The sequence below is a fragment of the Paraburkholderia sp. MM6662-R1 genome, from assembly GCF_050436245.1.
Classification (GTDB): Bacteria; Pseudomonadota; Gammaproteobacteria; order Burkholderiales; family Burkholderiaceae; genus Paraburkholderia; species Paraburkholderia tuberum.
In genome coordinates, this window is the sequence record NZ_JBNDLV010000004.1 from 803,173 (window position 1) to 821,410 (window position 18,238).

Consider the following 18,238-nt stretch of genomic DNA (forward strand, 5'->3'; position numbering starts at 1 on the left):
CAGGAGGATGACATGCGCATGCTTCTCAACATACAAATACCGAACGAACCGTTCAGCACACTCGTGCGCGAAGGCCGAATCGGCGACCTGATGAGAAAGATCCTCGAGGACATGAAACCAGAAGCCATCTACTTCACCGAGCAGCAGGGCAAACGCGGCGCGGTGGCGGTCGTCGAGGTCGCCGATGCATCGGCGATCCCCGCGCTTGCCGAACCGTGGTTCCTGACGCTCGACGCCGACTGCGAGCTGCGCATCGCGATGCTGCCCGAGGATCTGATGAAAGCCGGGCTCGACGCGCTCGGCGACAAGTGGAAGTAGCGCGGCCCTCAGGAATGCCCAGCCGATAGCTGCAGCAGCATCGAAGCCGCGGCCGTCGCCGCGACCTGGCAGCCGAGCACGATATGCGCCTCGGCCGTGTCCTCGATAAAGTCGTGACTCACGCCGCCGATGCTCGGCACGAACATCATGCACGCCGGCATGCAACGCGCGATCACCTGCGCGTCGTGCGCGGCGCCGCTCGGCATGCGCAGCCACTGGCCCGGCGCGAGTGCTTCGGCGGCTCGCGCGATGTGCTCCGCGAGCGTAGCGTCCATGCTGACGGGTTCGATCGGCTCGTCGAGCGTCTGCAATTCGACGCTCACCGCGTCGTGCGCGTTGAAATCGCGCACCAGTTCCGCGAGCGCGCGTTCCATGGCCTGAAGCCGTGCGGGGTTCGCATCGCGGAATTGCAGGTACATGTCGGCCGCGCCGGGCACGACGCTCATCGAGCCCGGATCGAGTTCTACGCGGCCCACGGTCCAGACGGTATCCGCGTCCGCCAGCTGCCCGAACGCGTCGTTCATCCGCGTGATGAACGCGACGAGCGCCGCGCCCGCGTCGCGGCGAATCGCCATTGGCGTCGTGCCCGCGTGATTGCGCTGACCCGTGAAGCGCAGCCGCGATTCGCGCAGCCCGACGATCGTCGTGACGACGCCGATCGCTTTGCCGATCGCTTCGAGACGTCCGCCCTGCTCGATATGCGGCTCCAGATACGCGACCTGGCGCCCTGCCTCGAAACGCGCACGCGGTCGGCCCGCCAGTCCAGCGGCCTCGAGTACGTCGGCGAGGCGTTCGCCCTGCCGATTCGTCGCGCCGCGAATCGAGTCGTCGACCGCCTCGCCGACGAAGCTGCGGCTGCCGAGCAGGCCCGAGAACGTGCCCTCCTCGTCGATCCACGACGCGACGTCGACGGCGAGGTGCCGCGTCGCGTCATGCTCCGCTAGCGCGCGGGCGATTTCGAGCCCGTACATCACGCCCATTGCGCCATCGAGCCAGCCGCCGGTCGGCTGCGTGTCGGTATGCGAGCCGATCACGAGCGCGGGACCGCTATTGCGCGAGCGTCCGAACACGGTGCCGACGCCGTCGATGCGCGCGTCGAGCCCCGCCTCCGTCATCCGGCCGACCAGCCATTCGCGTGCCGCCAGATCGACCGGCGACAGCGCGAGCCGGACCACGCCGGGACCGGTCGCGCCGAAACCGCGCAGCCGTTTGAGGTCGGCCATCAGCCGGTCAGGATCGATCTTCACCACGTTGTCATCTCCATGAATTGGTTGCGGATATACGCGTGAAGCCCACCCTCCGGCTCGAACAATCGATACAGCGTGGGCCGCGACAGCTGCGACATGGCCAGCACGCAGTCGACCGTCAGATCAGGTTGGCCGGGATTTGCGTCGATATAGCGGCGCGCTGCCGTGAACATCGCGGTGCGTGCCACCGCCCGCGCACTGCCGGTCAAGCCTGTTTCCTTGCCGAACGCCGCCGCCGTCAACAGCGCGCAGATGTGGAGCGCTTCCTGAGCCGCGGGCGCGTCCATCGTGGGCAACGTGCGGCACAGATCGGACGGCCGTATCGAGAAAGCGCCACGACCGCGGGCACTCTCACGAAGCGGACGAGCCGTCCGCTTCCGCCATTCACCAACTCATTTCCACAGCGTGCGGCCAAAGAACGTCAACGTACGATCCCATGCCTGTTGCGCCCAGACCGGGTCGTATTGCGTCCTCGCGATGCGGCCCGACCCGACCGCCGTTTCGTTCGCGAACGCGTGACGCGCCAGATAGCGATGAAACTCGACGTCGACTTTCGCGTCGGTGAGTTTCTTTTCGAGCGCGTCGACGGTGTCGGCGGCGAAGAACTCGTCCTGCAAACCCCAGTGGCCCATCACCGGAACCTTGATCTTCGACGCGTCGATATAGTCGAGCGGCGGGAAGCCATACCAGACGACGCCGGCCGCCACTTCAGGCACGTTGCACAGCGCGAGGAACGTCAGCGCGCCGCCCATGCAATAGCCGGTCAAGCCAACCTTCGCCGCGTGCTGCTGCAGATACTGGACCGCGCCGCGCACGTCCTGCGTTGCGGCATCGCCGAAATCGAGGCCGCTCATCAAGTGGTGCGCCTCATCCTCTTCGACCGTCGACTTGCCGCGATACAGATCGGGCACAAGCGCGAAGTAGCCGGCTTTCGCGAGGCGATCGGCGACGCCGCGAATCTGGTCGTTCAAGCCCCACCATTCCTGGATCACGACGACCGCGGGCGCGCCCGCGGTTTTTTCAGGCTTCGCGAGATAGCCCTGTAGCTGCTTGCCGTCGGGACGGTTGAACGTGATCATCGAACCTGCGTGTTGGGTCATCGGTCGCTCCTCGAGTAGACGAAACCGCTAGCATAGCGCCGCTACCCCGTTTTCTGTTCAATCGGAATCGTGCCAACGCGCGAGCGTGATCCCGCGGAATCTGCGCGTTATGTGAAACGCGACGCAGAAATCAGGCCCGCGCGACATGTGATTTCGCGCACGCATTCAAGCGCTTTTATCCAATGGGTGAATGACTCGACTGAAAGCTTGACGTATTGCGATGCGCGCTAGAACCGCTCTATCACACCGAATTGGACGCCCGCGACCGGCGCGCCCGGATAGGCAACGGGCAGCCCGGTCACGTTGACGCCGCGCAGCGTGAAGCGCGAGTCGTCGTGATTCGCGAGATAGGCGGCGCCGAAATACAGCAGCAGCGTCGGCGACATGCTGTATTCGAATGCCGCGCTGAACTGGTCCGCGCTGCCGCCAGGCGTCGTGTAGTCGCGCACGTGCGCATAGCCGAGCGAGGCACGCGCATTGGTCGAAAAACTGTACTGCGCCGACAGCGAGCCGCCCGCGCCGTGATAGACCGGCGTGCCGCCATCGCCGTTGAAAAAGGACAGCCACACGCGCAGCTTGCCGAAGGCGTAGTTCGCGCCGCCGAGGTTCGCGCGCAGCGCGCCGGCACCGTGCGTCTGCTGGCGCGCGTACAGCAGATGCAGGTGGTCGAGCCGATACGACGCGCTCACGTAATAACCGTCGATGCCGTTGCCGTCGGCCTCGGACGGATCGCGCATCGCCATCATCAGCGTCGCACTGAGGCCGGCAATGCGCGGCGACAGATACGCAACCGCGTTGTTCGCATACGGAGTGATCTTTGACAGATTGTTGAGCCCCGAGGCGATCGTGCCGGCGCCGAACGCGTCGAGATCGCCCTTGAACGGAATATAGATCGGCGAATACTGACGGCCGACGCGCAGTTCGCCCCAGCTGCCGCTCGCGCCGATCCATGCCTGGCGATTGAAGATCGAGCCGGGCACCTGCAAGCTGCCGTCGGTCGAGCTGAAGCCGTTTTCGAGCGTGAACACGATCGCGTTGCCGCCCCCGAGCGGCTGCGCGCCATGCAGCCCGACCCGCGAGCCGCGATACGCGCCGGAGTCCATGCGCGCGACCCAGCCCGAACCGGGGTCGGTGATTTCGACGCTCGTATCGATCACGCCATACAGCGAGACGAAGCCGGGGTTGATTCCTGAGGCGGCGCCGGTGCCGGTATCGATGTCGGTGTCGGTGACGGCGGCTGCGCCGTGCGCATAGAGCAGAAGCGCGCCACCTCCCCAAACCGCTCTCGCGCCGACGCTGATCGTCAAGGCTTCGCGGACTGTTTTCAGCAGGAAAGCCATGGCGCGACGCAGGATGAGTTCCTCCTCGAACACATCGATCGGATATTCCGCGAGCGAACGTACCACGTTCGGGCGAACCCGTGCGCACCGTCCAGTACGCTCGCGCACATCCCTGCGATGCAAGCGCGCGCCAGCGTCCGCGACTGGAGGACGGCGATGCAGGAGTCGCCGCGGCCCGTGTGCGGCGCCGTGCCCGGGGCACCACCTGTTTCCCGCGGCGTGTGGTATTTCGCGCGACGAATTCTTTTGACCAGGGGAAACCCGTATAATCCTCAAGACGTCAGACAACCTGCGTACAATCGCCGGCAGCCTGACCGCGATCCGCCGTGCAGCGTCCACCCCGAACCGCCTTCTGCCCGATCCGTGAATTCCACCGCCCCCGTCAGTTCCGCCGCCGCCCCCGCCCTGCCGTTTCGCCACGCGCTTTACGCGATGCTCGGCATCGGCCTCGTCAACATGCTGGTCGCGCTCGACCAGACCGTCGTCAGCACCGCGCTGCCGTCGATCGTGGCCGAGCTGCACGGCTTCGAATATTTTGCGTGGATCGCAAGCGCGTACCTGCTCGCCTCGGTCGTCACGGTGCCGGTGTTCGGGCGGCTCGGCGACTACTTCGGCCGCAAGCGCTTCGTGATCGCCGCGGTGATCACGTTTACGGTCGCGTCCGTGTTGTGCGGCCTCGCCAACAGCATGCTGTTTCTCGCGATCGCGCGCGGACTGCAAGGCATTGGCGGCGGCATGATGGTCGGCACCGCGTTCGCGTCGATTCCCGATCTGTTCCCCGACCCGCGCACCCGCGTGCGCTGGCAGGTCGTGCTGGCGGCGGCCTACGGCATCGGTACGGCGGCCGGCCCGTCGCTCGGCGGCTGGATGAGCGAGCACCTCGGCTGGCGCTCGACGTTTCTCGTCAATCTGCCGGTGGGCGCGGCGGCGCTCTATTTCATCTGGATGCATCTGCCGAATTTCCGGCGGCCGCATGACGGCGAAGTAAAGATCGACTGGCTCGGCGCGGGGCTCGTCGCGGGCGTGCTCGGCGGCTTGCAGGCGTTTATCGAAGCGGTGCCGAAGCACGGCCTCACCGTGGGCAATCTCGTGCTCGGCGCGTGCGTGATCGCCGGCGCGATCGCACTCTTCAGGTGCGAAAAGCGCGCCACGCATCCGATCGTTCCGCTCGATCTGTTCAAGGACGCGCAGCTCGTCACGCTATTCACGCTCGGCATGCTGTCCGGGTTCGTGATGTTCTCGCTGATCTTCTTCGCGCCTTTGCTGCTGCAAGGCGGCTTCGGTCTTTCGCCGCAGCAGGCCGGCCTGCTCGCGACGCCGATCGCCGCGTGCATCGCACTCGGTAGTGTGGTGAACACGCGCATCGTGATTCACATGAAGAAGCCCACGCGCATTCTGACGATCGGTTTCGCGCTGCTGATGTTCGCGTCGATCGCGCTCGCGTTCGCCAATCCGAACACGCCGCACTGGCGCATCGTGCTGCCGATGGGCGCGGTCGGCATCGGCCTCGGCTTCATCCTGAACAACCTGAACGTGTTCGGCCAGGAGATCGCCGGACGCGAGCGCTTCGGCATCACGACTGCGCTATTGCAATCGACGCGCATGGTCGGCGGCATGCTCGGCACCAGCATCGTCGCGACTGTCGTGCAGCATCACTATCGCAATGTCGTCACGCGCACGATGAGCGTGCTCGGTGAGCCGGCCTCATCGCAATGGCGGCCGCGTTTCGTCGATCTGCGCATCCTGATCGACGAAGCGTCGCGCACACAGCTGATTGCGGATATGAAGAAGTCGGGACTCGATACGCTCGCGCTGATCGATAGCGCACGCGACGCGCTCGTGCAGTCGATTCATATCGGTGTGTGGCTGACGGCGGTGGCATCGCTCGCGGCCGCGCTGCTGGTGCAGCGGATTTCGCATGTGGTGTTTCGCAAGAGCTGACAAGTGGCCCGATGATGGCCGCCGACATCCGCGGTGCGGCTATCTCGCACCGTGCAATGCAAAAGGAAACAAAAAAGCCTGGTGAACCGCATCTTTCGTGCGGCCCGCCAGGCTTTTTGATTGAGTTAAATCGTCCTTAACGCACGAGACACGGCCGTTTGTTGTCGAACTTCCAGTTCGGAATCAGATATTGCATGGCAATGCCGTCGTCGCGCGCGCCGAGGCCGTGCTGCTGATACATCGCGTGCGCCTTCTCGAGCGCATCCATATCGAGTTCGATGCCGAGCCCCGGCTTCTGCGGCACCTTGACCTTACCGCCGACGATCTGCAGCGGATCTTGCGTCAGGAACTGACCGTCCTGCCAGATCCAGTGCGTATCGATCGCGGTGATCTTGCCCGGCGCCGCGGCCGCGACGTGCGTGAACATCGCGAGCGAAATGTCGAAGTGGTTGTTCGAATGCGAACCCCACGTGAGGCCCCAGTCGTTGCACATCTGCGCGACGCGCACCGAGCCCTGCATGGTCCAGAAATGCGGATCGGCGAGCGGAATATCGACCGATTGCAGCTGGATGGCGTGACCCATCTGACGCCAGTCGGTCGCGATCATGTTGGTCGCCGTCGGCAGGCCGGTTGCGCGACGGAACTCGGCCATCACTTCGCGGCCCGAATAGCCGTTCTCCGCGCCGCATGGATCTTCCGCGTAGGCGAGAACATCGTGCTTGTCACGGCACAGGCGCACCGCTTCCGCGAGCGACCATGCGCCGTTCGGGTCGAGCGTCACGCGCGCTTCGGGGAAGCGCTCAGCGAGTGCCGTGACCGCTTCGATCTCGGCGTCGCCCGGCAGCACGCCGCCCTTCAGCTTGAAGTCGTTGAAGCCATAGCGCGCCTTCGCGGCCTCGGCAAGACGCACGACCGTCTCCGGCGTCAGCGCTTCCTCGGTGCGCACGCGCTCCCAGTCGTCACGCGCGCCGGCGTTGTTCGCGTACGGCAGATCGGTCTTGTTGCGATCGCCGATATAGAACAGGTAGCCGAGCATTTCCACTTCGTCGCGCTGCTGGCCTTCGCCGAGCAGTGCCGCGACCGGCACGCCGAGATGCTGCCCCAGCAGATCGAGCAGCGCGGCTTCGAGCGCGGTCACCGCGTGAATCGTCGTGCGCAGGTCGAAGGTCTGCAGGCCACGCCCCCCAGCGTCGCGATCGGCGAACTGCGTGCGCACCTGGTTCAGGATCGCCTGCAGATTGCCGATCGACTGACCGACCACGAACGGCCGCGCGTCGTCGATCGTCTTGCGGATGTTCTCGCCGCCCGGCACTTCGCCCACGCCGGTATGGCCCGCGCTGTCGCGCAGAATCACGATGTTGCGCGTGAAGAACGGACCATGCGCGCCGCTCAGATTCATCAGCATGCTGTCGCGACCGGCGACGGGCACAACGCGCAGTTCGGTGACGACCGGCGTGGCGTTCGATTCGGTAGGTTTGGTGGACATGGGAAAAGCACCTGTGTGATGAAGTAGGCCGGCCGGCGGAAGCCGCCGCGCGCTGCGTGCGTGTTCGACCGGACCGGATGAGAACTCGAATACAGAAAAATCGACGGCCGCATGCGAGCCGTCAGTGTAGTCAATGCGCGTTGCCGCGCAACGAATCGGGCAACGGCTCGCGATTGCCGGGCTTGTTGCGCGTCAGGAAGCCGGCCGCCGCCGCGAGCAGCGACGCGACGCCGAGACCGTACAACCCGCCCGTGATCGAGCCCGTGTGTTGCTGCAGATAGCCGAAGGTGGCCGGTGCGAAGAAGCCGCCGAGGTTGCCGAGCGAATTGATCAGCGCGAGCACGCCGGCGGCGACGCGCGCATCGAGGTAGCCCTGCGGAATCGGCCAGAACAGCGACGACGCCGCCTTGAAGCCGATCGCCGAGAAGCAGATCGCGACGAACGAGAACACCGGGTTGCCCGACGTCGACGCGAACAGACCGACCGCCGCGATGACGAGCGCGACCGCGAGCCAGCCCTGCTGATGACGCCATTTCGCCGATACGACCGCGAACCCGTACATCGCGACCATCGAGATCAGCCACGGAATCGCGTTGAACATGCCGACCTCGAAGTCGGAAAGGCCGCCCATCTTGCGGATGATGGTCGGCAGCCAGAAAGTGGCCGCGTAGATGGTCAGCTGGATCGCGAAGTACAGGAAGCAGAACAGCGCGATTTGCGGGTCCTTCAGCAGCTTCACCGTCGGCAGATGCGCGCCGCCTTGCGCTTCGCGCTCGCCCTGTTCGGCCGCGATGGATTGTTCGAGCACACGCTGTTCTTCGGCCGTGAGCCAATGCGCGTCGCGGATGCGCGACTTCAACAGCAACCAGCTCACGACGCACAGCGCGATCGAGAACGCGCCTTCGATCAGGAACATCCACTGCCAGCCTTGCAGGCCGAGGCCGCGAATCGACAGCAGCGAGCCGGTGATGGGACCGGACAGCACCGACGCGAGCGCCGAGCCCGACAGAAAGATCGCCATCGCCTTGCCGCGTTCCTTTTGCGGCAGCCACTGGGTGAAGTAAAAGACGACGCCGGGAAAGAAGCCCGCCTCGGCGACGCCGAGCAGGAACCGCAGCACGTAAAACGACGTGTCGTTCCAGACGAACGCCATTGCGCCCGCCACCAGCCCCCACGTGCCCATGATGCGCGTGAGCCAGGCGCGCGCGCCGAACTTCTGCATCAGCACGTTCGACGGCACTTCGAACAGCGCGTAGCCGATGAAGAACAGCCCGCTGCCGAGCCCGTAGGCGGCCGCGCCGATGCCGAGATCGGCCTTCATGTGCGCGTTGACGAAGCCGATGTTCACGCGGTCGATATAGTTCGCGATGAACATGATCAGGAAAAGCGGCAACACGTTGCGCTTCACCTTCGCGACCGCCGATTCCAGCGGGTCGAGCGCGGTGGTCAGAACTGATGTCAAGTTGTGTCTCCCTGTCGGCCACGAGGCCTGGTGGAACGCAGCGCGGCGCACCCGATGGGTGCAAGACCCTGCTCTACGCCTGATATGTTGTCTGACGACAGTCTACCGCGTTACTTTTGTCAAATCCAATGGGGTGTTCACCCTGTGTTTCCCGAGGGATCGCCTTGAAATAATGGCAAATTCAAAGGTTGAGAACCCTGTTGACCAACCCGGAATCCGCCTCGAACTAAGACGTCTGATGTCTACAATTGGCAGACTGTCGTCTGCAGCCCTTGCGTTTGCGCAAATGTCCGCCTCATCCCCGCCCCCAACCGCGCATCCGCACGCAAAAAATAGCCCGCGCCGATGCCGCCGAACGCGGCAGAATCGAGTACAGTCCTGTGCGATACTTTGCAGGATCAGTCAACCAGCCACAAAAATGAGCAGCCTAACTGAAAAGGTGGTAGCCACCCTTTCCGATGAGATTCGCCGCGGGGCGCTGAGGCCAGGCGACCGCATCCCCACCGAAGTCGCGATGATGAAGCAGCTGTCCGTGAGCCGCTCCGTGGTCCGCGAGGCGATTTCGCGTCTGCAGGCAGAGAGGATCGTCGAGACGCGCCATGGCATTGGCACGTTCGTGCTCGCGCCCGCCGCCGAAAAGCCGATGCAGCTTCCCGCCGCCGATCTCACCAGCATGCTCGACGTGATGGCGATCATCGAGTTCCGGATCGACGTCGAAGCGGCCGCGGCCGCGCTCGCGGCATCGCGGCGCACCGAGCGGAACCTGAAGCAGATCCGCACTGCGCTCGATCGATTCGAGTCGGAGCTCGAGCGCGGCAGCACCGACACGCTCGCACACGACATCGAGTTCCATTTGCAGATCGCGCGCGCGAGCGGCAACCGCTATTTCTTCGACGTGCTGAGCCAGCTCGGCCGCTCGGTCAGCCCGCGCACCCGGCTCGGTTCGGCGGAGATCGCGGAGCTAGACCATATCGAGGTGTTGCGCAGCGTGCTCGGCGAGCATCTGATGATCTATCGCGCGATCGAGCGTCAGGATGCCGACGACGCGCGCGCCGCGATGCGCATGCATCTGAGCAACAGCCGCGAGCGACTGCGCCGCGCGCATGACCTGACGAAGGCTGGCGTGTGATCACATGCGGGGCTGAGCGGCCGCCCCGCAATACGACACGCCGCCGGCAATGCCCTCACTGCCCCACGTCGAGATCCATTAACGCCGAGCTCAGCGATTTGCCATGTGCGTCGAGCGCGAGCGAACGCGTAACGCCGCCGCCGAGCGCGTCGCCGAGCACGAAGTTGAATGCGGCAAGGCCCGGCAACTCATGGCGCACCACCTCGCCGCGCACCACGTCGCGCAGATGCGTCTTGACGCGCTCGGGCGTCAGCACATCGCGCAACCGCTCGTAATGCAGCGCGTCGTAGCAGATCACCGAGATATTGAGCGTATTGCCCTTGTCGCCGGTGCGCGAGTGGGCCAGTTCCCGTAGTTTCATCTCAAGCCTCCATCAGCGAGAAAGCCGGCGCCGCATACTCGCGCGGCAGCAGCACCGACTGCACCGCGACCACCTCGCGCGCCGCCTTCGTCACGCCGCCGCCGCCCGCCGGTCCGTTCGTGTACAGCGTCTCGACCTCGTTGCCGATGCGCAGCGCCTGCGCGAGCGACGCCGTGCGTCCCGCCACCCGGGCGCGCACTTCGTACGGCTCGCCATGACCGGCCGCCGCCGCGTCACCATGCAGTGCGTTCACGCCGATCAGATCGAAGCGCAACTCGCGCGTCTGCACGCCGGTCAGCGCGAGACGCTCGCGCACGATATCGAGCGCGAGCCGCGCCCGCGCGAGCGCGCCGGGTCCGCCGTACGAAATCTGCCCCTCGCCGATATAGCCGTCGAAATACGCAACCGACACTTTCAACGTCGCGGTGCGCTCGGTGCCGCCACCGCCGGTGACGCGCACCCGGTCCACGGCTTCCTGCTCGACGCGCACCTGCGAGAAATCGGCGACCACGTCGGGCTGCAGATAACGACGCGGATCGTGGATCTCGTAGAGCAACTGCTCCTTGCAGGTCGCCTCGGTCACGAGCCCGCCACTTTGCGCGAGCTTCGTGATCACCACTGAACCGTCCCGCGCAACTTCGGCGATCGGAAAGCCGAGCCGCGCGAGATTCGGCACGTCCTTGAAACCGGGGTCCGCGAAATAGCCGCCGGTGATCTGCCCCGCGCATTCGAGCAGATGGCCGATTACCGTCGCCTGGCCGAGCATCGGCCAGTCGTCCATGCGCCAGCCGAATTCGTGGATCAGCGGCGCGACGAACAGCGACGGATCGGCGACGCGCCCGGTCAGCACGATCTGCGCGCCGGCCGCGAGCGCCTCGACGATGCCGCTCGCGCCGAGGTACGCATTGGCCGATATCAGCCGGTCCGCGTGCGCGGCCACCGCCTCGCCCGATTCGACGAAATGGAAGTCGCCCGCGCGCACGACGTCGAGCACGTCGTCGCCGGTGACTGCGGCAATCCTCAGGCCGCCGAGACCCAACTCGCGCGCGATCTGCGCGGTCCGGCGCGCTGCCGCGAGCGGATTGGCCGCGCCCATGTTCGACACGATACGCACGCCGTTGCGCGCCGCGACGGGCAGCACCGCGCGCATGCGCGCTTCGAGCAGCGGGTCGTAGCCGAGCTCCGGGTCCTTGCTGCGCGCCTGCTGCGCGATCGCGATCGTGCGTTCGGCGAGGCATTCGAACACGAGATAGTCGAGCTGGCCGTGTTCCGCGAGTTCGAGCGCGGGTTCGATGCGGTCGCCCGAATAGCCCGCGCCCGCGCCGATGCGCACGACGCGTCGAGGTTCAGTGGCTGTCATGGTGCTCCCGTTCCTTCAGTGAAGCTCACAGTGGAAAGATCCCGAGCACGACGCACGCGATCGTCATCACGACCGACGCGCCGAACAGCAGGGGAAACGTGAATCGTTGATGATCGGCCAGATCGATACCGCACAGCCCGACCACGAGGAACGTCGCGGGCGTGAGCGGACTGACCGGAAAACCGGTGGTCATCTGTCCGAGCAACGCGGCCTGACCGACGTGCACCGCCGGCACGCCGAGCTGGCCGGCCACTTCCGCGATCACCGGCAGTACACCGAAATAAAACGAATCGGGATCGAACAGCATGCTGAGCGGCATCGACAGCAGGCCGAGCACGATCGGAATATGAGTCGCCATCGCCGGCGGCACGAAGCCGACGGCCGCCTGCGCCATCGCCTTCAGCATGCCGCTGCCCTGCATCACGCCGGTGAACACGCCGGCCGCGAGCAGGATGCCGGCCATCATCAGCGCGGCGCGCGCATGCGCGTCGATCCGTTTGCGCTGCATGTCCACATTCGGATAGTTGACCATCAATGCGATGCACAGGCCCACCATGAACATGATCGCCGGCGGAATCTTCTCGCCCATCACGACCATCGTGCCGAGCACGACGAGCGTCAGCACGATGTTGAACCAGAAGTTTTGCGGGCGGCGCAGCGCCTGTTGTTCCGGCGTCAGTTCGCGTTGGGGCATCGGCACGGAACCGCTCGCAGCGTTGAGACCGAGGCGCTTTTCCTCGCGCCGCCCGAGCCAGTACGCCATCGAGAACACAAATACGAGGCCGATCGCCTGCACCGGAATAAGCGGATTGAACAACGCCGAGATCGGCAGATGCAGCGACGCGGACGCGCGGATCATCGGCCCCGTCCATGGCAGGAAATTGATGCCGGCCGCCATCGATACCGCCGCGGCGAGCACGCGCCGGTCCATCTTCAGGCGGTCGTAGAGCGGCAGCATCGCCGGAATGGTGACGAGGAAGCAGACGGCGCCGGAGCCGTCGAGGTGGATCAGCAGCGCGAGCAGCGTGGTGCCCATCACGATGCGCGTGGGCCGTGTGCCGACCGCGCGCAGGATGCGCTCGATGATCGGGTCGAGCGTACCGGCGTCGGTGATCGTGCCGAAGTACAGGATCGCGAAGACGAACATGCAGACGACGGGCGCGAGGCTCTTGAGGCCATCGACGACGAACTTGCTCGTCTGCAAGCCGAAGCCGCCGAGCAGCGAGGCCGCGAGCGGCACGATGATCAGCGCGACGAGCGGCGACATGCGTTTGGACAGGATCGCGCCGAGCAGCACGACGATGGTAGCCAGCCCCAGCAATGGCAGCATGAGCTTGTCTCCAGGTTGTTTTTTAGTGTGATCGAGCGTAAGTTCGGGGCAGCAATAATGCAATTGAAATGAATTGATTGCAGCAATCACAAATCATCATGGATCTGAATCTCCGGGACATCCGCGCGTTTATCGCGGTCGCGCAAACGGGCAGCTTCACGCGTGCGGCCGCGCGGCTGCATCTGTCGCAACCGGCGTTGACGGTGCAGATTCGCCGGCTCGAGGAAACGGTCGGCCTGCGCCTGTTCGATCGCAACAGCCGCAACGTCGCCCTGACGCCGACCGGCCGCGAGCTGCTGCCCGTGCTGCAGAAATCGCTGCACGACATGGAGCACGTGCTGCTCGATGCGCGCGCGCTCGGCGAAGGCGGCAGCGGCACGGTGCGCATCGCGTGTCTGCCGACCTACGCGGCGAGCGTGCTGCCCGAGCTCGTGCAGGCGCTGAGAAAAGCCGTGCCGCGCGTCGGCTTCGAGGTGCGCGATGTCGTCGCGAACATGGTCAACACGTTGGTGCGCAACGAGGAAGCCGATATCGGACTGACGGGCGGCGAGCTGAACGACAGCGGGCTCGAGGTACTGCATGCGGGCATCGACCGGCTCGTCGCCGTGCTGCCGAAGCAGCACGCGCTCGCGCGGCGGCGCCGGCCCGTCACGCTCGCCGATCTCGCCAGCGAGCCGCTCGTGCTGACCGCGCAGGGCACGAGCGTGCGAGCGGTCGTCGACAGCGCGTTCGCCGACGCGCAATGTGAGCCGCGCATCGCCTGCGAACCGACCTACATGATGAGCGCGGTAGCGATGGCGCGCGCCGGGCTCGGCATCACGATCCTGCCGGCGTCGGCGCGCGAGGTGCGCGCGGAGCCCGAGCTGGTCGCGCGGCCGATCAACGAAGCCGCGTTCACGCGGCGCATCGCGCTGATCAAAAAGCGCGGCCGAACCTTGCCGCCGGTGACCGAGACCTTCGTCGCGATGCTGATCGAACGGCTCGGCGCGTCATAGGGCCGCACAGCGTCGTTTTGCGCGTGGCGCGCAGCCCCTAATTTTCACGATACGAAACGATGCCGCGCGTCGTAAAAAATCATGTTGCGGGGCACAAAGCGGCCATTTCACGATGCCCGGCGGCGTTGCACATCGCAAAACGGATCGCACAAGCCATTGTTTTTACACAGATATTTTTAATATAAAGACCGGCTCGACGCCAATTGCCCGCCGATTCGCTGACGTAGACTCTTTCACAAGAGCACGCGCTTCACGCAGTCGGATTCGAGGGGCCTCGCGACATGGCCACCCAAATCCCGCAGATTGCGAAGAAGCCGTCACGAATCGCGGCTTTTTTTATTGGCAACTGGGAGACTAAAAATGAAAGGCTTTCGCTTTGGTTCGACGCAGGGAGCGTTCTACATTCTGCCGGGTCAGGACGGCTGGGAAGCCACCTACGGCAACGAAACGCTCGGAGAATTCTCGAGCCCGCAACAGGCCGCCGACGACCTCGCGCGCGGTCTGAGCTGCGAGCATCTGTCGGAGCTCGACACGTCGACGCTCGAGATTCCGGAGAAGCTCGCCGAATGGGAAATCGTTCACGTATAAGGACGGGCATGACCGACGGCGACGTAGCAGTGACAGTAGAAACGACAATGGCGCCCGAAGGCGCCATTGTCGTATTTGCGGTCCTGCTTGCGGCCTTGTCCGCGGTTGTGCTGCGTGCTTACCGCGCGGCTTTCGGGGCCAGCGCAGGTGCGGCCGCGGCGCTTACCGCATCAGTCGCCCGCGCGAGCTCAAACCACCGAATCGACGATTGCGTTCAGCGTCGCGCTCGGGCGCATCGCCTTGCTAGTCAGCTCGACGTTCGGACGGTAGTAGCCGCCGATATCCACCGGCTTGCCCTGCGCCGCGCCGAGTTCCGCGACGATCTTCGCCTCGTTGTCGGCCATCGCCTTCGCGACGCCCGCGAACTGCGTCTGCAGCGCGGCATCGTCGGTTTGCGCGGCCAGTGCTTCGGCCCAGTACATCGCGAGGTAGAAGTGGCTGCCGCGATTGTCGATACCGCCGACCTTGCGCGCCGGCGACTTGTCGTTGTCGAGGAACTTGCCAGTCGCCTGATCGAGCGTCTTCGCAAGAATCTGCGCCTTCGGGTTGTGATATGCGGTGCCCAAATGCTCGAGCGATGCCGCCAGCGCGAGGAATTCACCGAGCGAATCCCAGCGCAGGAAGCCTTCCTCGACCAGCTGCTGCACGTGCTTCGGTGCCGAACCGCCCGCGCCGGTTTCGAACATGCCGCCACCGGCCATCAGCGGAACGATCGACAGCATCTTCGCGCTGGTGCCCAGTTCCATGATCGGGAACAGGTCGGTCAGGTAGTCGCGCAGCACGTTGCCGGTGACCGAGATCGTGTCCTTGCCGGCGCGGATGCGCTCGACCGAGAACTTCGTCGCTTCGACCGGCGTCATCACGCGGATGTCGAGACCGTTCGTGTCGTAATCCTTCAGGTACTGCTCGACCTTCCTGATGATCTGCGCATCGTGCGCGCGCGCCGCGTCGAGCCAGAATACGGCCGGCGCGTTGGAGGCGCGGGCGCGGTTCACCGCGAGTTTGACCCAGTCGCGGACCGGCGCGTCCTTGGTCTGGCACATACGGAAGATGTCGCCCTGTTCCACCGGCTGCTCGAGCAGCACCGCGCCGGCTTCGTCGGTGACGCGGACCACGCCGTTCGCCGGGATCTGGAACGTCTTGTCGTGTGAACCGTATTCTTCGGCGGCTTGGGCCATCAGCCCGACGTTCGGCACCGTGCCCATCGTGACCGGGTCGAACGCACCGTGCTTCTTGCAGTCTTCGATCACCGCCTGGTACACACCGGCGTAGCAACGGTCCGGAATCACCGCCTTCGCGTCGTGCAGCGCGCCATCGGCGCCCCACATCTTGCCCGACTCGCGGATCATCGCCGGCATCGATGCGTCGACGATCACGTCGCTCGGCACGTGCAGGCTCGTGATGCCCTTGTCCGAGTTGACCATCGCGAGCGGCGGACGCTGTTCGTACTGCGCCTCGATGTCGGCTTCGATCGCCGCGGCCGTTTCGGCCGGCAGATCCTTCAGACGCGCGTACAGGTCGCCGATACCGTTGTTCGGGTTGAAGCCGACCTTGGTCAGTGCTTCCGCATGCTTCGCGAGCACGTCCTTGTAGAACACCGACACCACGTGACCGAAGATGATCGGGTCCGAGACCTTCATCATCGTGGCCTTCAGGTGCACCGAGAACAGCACGCCGTTCGCCTTCGCCTCGGCGATCTGCGCTTCGATGAAGCTGCGCAGCGCGTTCTTGCTCAGCACCGACGCGTCGATGATTTCGCCTGCCTGCACCGGCGTCTTCGCCTTCAGGATCGTGATCGTGCCGTCGGCGGCGGCCAGTTCGATCTTCACGCTACCGGCCTGGGCGACCAGCGCCGACTTCTCGCTGCCGTAGAAATCGCCATCGCTCATGTGCGAGACGTGCGACTTCGAGTCCGCGCTCCATGCGCCCATCTTGTGCGGATGCTTGCGCGCGTAGTTCTTCACCGACAACGGCGCGCGGCGGTCCGAATTGCCTTCGCGCAGCACCGGGTTCACCGCGCTGCCCTTGATCTTGTCGTAGCGGGCCTTGACGTCCTTCTCGGCGTCGGTCGTCGCGACGTCCGGGTACGACGGCAGCTTATAGCCCTGGTCGCGCAGCTCGGCGATCGCGGCCTTCAACTGCGGCACCGACGCGCTGATGTTCGGCAGCTTGATGATGTTCGCTTCCGGGCGCATGGTGAGTCTACCGAGCTCCGCCAGATCGTCGGAAGCCTTCTGCTCCGCGCTCAGGTAGTCCGGAAATGCGGCAATGATCCGGCCGGCGAGCGAGATGTCGCGCGTTTCGACGAGCACGTCGGACGAGCGCGTGAACGCCTTGACGATCGGCAGCAGCGAGTACGTCGCCAGTGCGGGCGCTTCGTCGGTCAGGGTGTAGATGATCTTCGGCGGTGTGGACATGATTAATGCTTTGCTAGGAAGTGATAGACAGAGCGTTGGCAGTCGAGGCCAGCGCAAACCGTGACGCGACGGCTGACGGCGTCAGTTCGGCACGACGCAACCCCGCGACCTTCGTTTTGCGATACGACCGAGAGTATATGCGCGTTTTCCACTAAATGTGACTAGACAAACAGGTCGCGAGACCCTACCCAAACGGGTCGATCCAGGACTGGCAAGGGTTTGCCGCCGATTACCCCGGTCTTAAGACAGATATCTTATAGATGACTTGAGGAATATTATTTTTGGATGAATGCGAATTGGTCGCATTGACGAGCCGCAAATGCCGCCACCGAGCCGTGACTGCTGCCCTCCAGCGGACGCCGCCGCGGGTAGTGATGGGCGGGTGCCGAAGAGTGTGACTCTGATGCCGGCGGCGGAGTGATGGGGTCGCTTGCCGGGGGCTGGTTTAGTTCGTATCGTCTTTCCCGTCATTCCAGAATCGTTTGAAGTCGGGCGAGCGCGTCCTCGACTACCTCGGCCGGAGCGCGCTCGACTTTGCGTGCGCCGCGGGCCTCGAGGTCCAGAGTGCGCACCATATTCACCAGAGCCACCCCCTGAGTCTCTGTTCCCGAACCCGAGAGCGGTACCGCGAACCCAGCGTATAGAGCGAACTCCCCCCCCTGCGCGATCGGCGCAACGAGCGCGACCCCAAGAGCATTGAATGCGGCAGGCGACAAAACCAGCGCGGGACGGAAATCGCCTTGCTGCTCCTTGCCAAGCGTCGGATTCAGGCTCACGCGCACGATATCGCCGCGCTCGAACTTGATGCGCCTTACCATGCTTCGCGCCCCGCCGGCTTGACTTCACTCCAGACGTCGAGATCGGCTGGCGGTGGCGCCTTCGGATCGCACTGCGCGACGAGTTCATCCAGTGAATACTTGCGACGCGCAGGCGTAAGCAACACCCCCTCGGGGCGCACGTCCGCCTTCAGCGAGCTGCCCACCGACGCATGAATTTGCTCTAACAACACGGTAGGCAACCGTACTGCAGCGCTGTTGCCCCACTTCTGAATCTTGAGTTCCATATCCCAGCTCCAAATGTATATCCATTGTAGATACTCACGGCGAAAACAGCAAGTCGCCCGTATCTACATTGACTCTACATTTTTGATCTTGAAATCGCCTG

17 protein-coding genes are annotated in these 18,238 nt (G+C 64.7%); 5 read left to right on the plus strand and 12 right to left on the minus strand.

The window, feature by feature from the left end; genetic code table 11:
• The first annotated feature begins 12 nt into the window (after window positions 1–12).
• Window positions 13–318 carry a panthothenate synthetase gene (locus OKW39_RS33540; protein WP_090807469.1) on the plus strand — a complete coding sequence of 102 codons (306 nt, stop codon included), beginning with the start codon at window positions 13–15 and terminating at the stop codon, window positions 316–318.
• A gap of 8 nt (window positions 319–326) precedes the next feature.
• Here the strand turns inward: OKW39_RS33540 and OKW39_RS33545 are convergent, their stop codons facing one another.
• The 4 genes from OKW39_RS33545 to OKW39_RS33560 form a co-directional block, all read right to left on the minus strand.
• On the minus strand, window positions 327–1,568 hold the full coding sequence (locus OKW39_RS33545; protein WP_429564590.1) for a Zn-dependent hydrolase: 1,242 nt from the start codon (window positions 1,566–1,568) through the stop codon (window positions 327–329).
• Window positions 1,562–1,852 carry a hypothetical protein gene (locus OKW39_RS33550; RefSeq protein ID WP_429564591.1) on the minus strand — a complete coding sequence of 97 codons (291 nt, stop codon included), beginning with the start codon at window positions 1,850–1,852 and terminating at the stop codon, window positions 1,562–1,564. Before OKW39_RS33550 ends, OKW39_RS33545 begins: the two co-directional genes overlap by 7 nt.
• Window positions 1,853–1,957: 105 nt before the next feature.
• A complete protein-coding gene (locus OKW39_RS33555) occupies window positions 1,958–2,665 on the minus strand; it encodes a dienelactone hydrolase family protein (protein ID WP_090807471.1) in 708 nt (235 codons plus the stop codon).
• 227 nt (window positions 2,666–2,892) lie between these two features.
• A complete protein-coding gene (locus tag OKW39_RS33560; protein WP_429564592.1) occupies window positions 2,893–4,071 on the minus strand; it encodes a porin in 1,179 nt (392 codons plus the stop codon).
• A 366-nt stretch (window positions 4,072–4,437) separates the two neighbouring features.
• Here OKW39_RS33560 and OKW39_RS33565 point away from each other — a divergent pair, with 366 nt between their 5' ends.
• Window positions 4,438–5,946 carry an MFS transporter gene (locus OKW39_RS33565; RefSeq protein WP_429565474.1) on the plus strand — a complete coding sequence of 503 codons (1,509 nt, stop codon included), beginning with the start codon at window positions 4,438–4,440 and terminating at the stop codon, window positions 5,944–5,946.
• A gap of 136 nt (window positions 5,947–6,082) precedes the next feature.
• Here OKW39_RS33565 and gudD read toward each other — a convergent pair whose 3' ends face one another.
• Together gudD and OKW39_RS33575 are read right to left on the minus strand one after the other, a co-directional pair.
• The gene (gudD, locus tag OKW39_RS33570) at window positions 6,083–7,432 is read right to left on the minus strand and encodes a glucarate dehydratase (RefSeq protein ID WP_429564593.1); all 1,350 of its coding nucleotides are present in this window, start codon (window positions 7,430–7,432) and stop codon (window positions 6,083–6,085) included.
• Between the two features lie 130 nt (window positions 7,433–7,562).
• On the minus strand, window positions 7,563–8,894 hold the full coding sequence (locus OKW39_RS33575) for an MFS transporter (protein WP_187619674.1): 1,332 nt from the start codon (window positions 8,892–8,894) through the stop codon (window positions 7,563–7,565).
• A gap of 418 nt (window positions 8,895–9,312) precedes the next feature.
• Between OKW39_RS33575 and OKW39_RS33580 the strand changes: the two genes are divergently transcribed.
• The gene (locus tag OKW39_RS33580) at window positions 9,313–10,023 is read left to right on the plus strand and encodes a FadR/GntR family transcriptional regulator (protein ID WP_090807481.1); all 711 of its coding nucleotides are present in this window, start codon (window positions 9,313–9,315) and stop codon (window positions 10,021–10,023) included.
• Between the two features lie 55 nt (window positions 10,024–10,078).
• Here the strand turns inward: OKW39_RS33580 and OKW39_RS33585 are convergent, their stop codons facing one another.
• From OKW39_RS33585 to OKW39_RS33595, 3 genes are read right to left on the minus strand one after another with little or no spacing between them, the layout of a single operon-like run.
• Window positions 10,079–10,384, minus strand: a complete 306-nt coding sequence (locus OKW39_RS33585; protein WP_184061648.1) for an AtuA-related protein — start codon at window positions 10,382–10,384, stop codon at window positions 10,079–10,081.
• A gap of 1 nt (window position 10,385) precedes the next feature.
• Window positions 10,386–11,744, minus strand: coding sequence for an acyclic terpene utilization AtuA family protein (locus OKW39_RS33590; RefSeq protein ID WP_429564594.1), 1,359 nt, complete (start codon window positions 11,742–11,744; stop codon window positions 10,386–10,388).
• 25 nt (window positions 11,745–11,769) lie between these two features.
• Window positions 11,770–13,074, minus strand: a complete 1,305-nt coding sequence (locus OKW39_RS33595) for a CitMHS family transporter (protein ID WP_090807486.1) — start codon at window positions 13,072–13,074, stop codon at window positions 11,770–11,772.
• A 98-nt stretch (window positions 13,075–13,172) separates the two neighbouring features.
• Here OKW39_RS33595 and OKW39_RS33600 point away from each other — a divergent pair, with 98 nt between their 5' ends.
• Both OKW39_RS33600 and OKW39_RS33605 read left to right on the plus strand, forming a co-directional pair.
• Entirely contained in the window at window positions 13,173–14,069 is an 897-nt protein-coding gene (locus OKW39_RS33600; protein ID WP_429564595.1) for a LysR family transcriptional regulator, read from the plus strand.
• A gap of 360 nt (window positions 14,070–14,429) precedes the next feature.
• Complete coding sequence (locus tag OKW39_RS33605; protein WP_090807491.1) at window positions 14,430–14,657, plus strand: hypothetical protein; 228 nt, start codon at window positions 14,430–14,432, stop codon at window positions 14,655–14,657.
• Between the two features lie 188 nt (window positions 14,658–14,845).
• On the opposite strand, the gene OKW39_RS33610 is transcribed toward OKW39_RS33605, so the two are convergent.
• From OKW39_RS33610 to OKW39_RS33620, 3 genes are all read right to left on the minus strand, one after another.
• Complete coding sequence (locus OKW39_RS33610; protein ID WP_429564596.1) at window positions 14,846–17,074, minus strand: NADP-dependent isocitrate dehydrogenase; 2,229 nt, start codon at window positions 17,072–17,074, stop codon at window positions 14,846–14,848.
• Window positions 17,075–17,541: 467 nt separating this feature from the next.
• A complete protein-coding gene (locus tag OKW39_RS33615) occupies window positions 17,542–17,892 on the minus strand; it encodes a type II toxin-antitoxin system ChpB family toxin (protein WP_429564597.1) in 351 nt (116 codons plus the stop codon).
• Window positions 17,886–18,137, minus strand: coding sequence for an AbrB/MazE/SpoVT family DNA-binding domain-containing protein (locus tag OKW39_RS33620; protein ID WP_090807497.1), 252 nt, complete (start codon window positions 18,135–18,137; stop codon window positions 17,886–17,888). The genes OKW39_RS33615 and OKW39_RS33620 overlap by 7 nt, the downstream gene beginning before the upstream one ends.
• Between the last annotated feature and the right edge of the window lie 101 nt (window positions 18,138–18,238).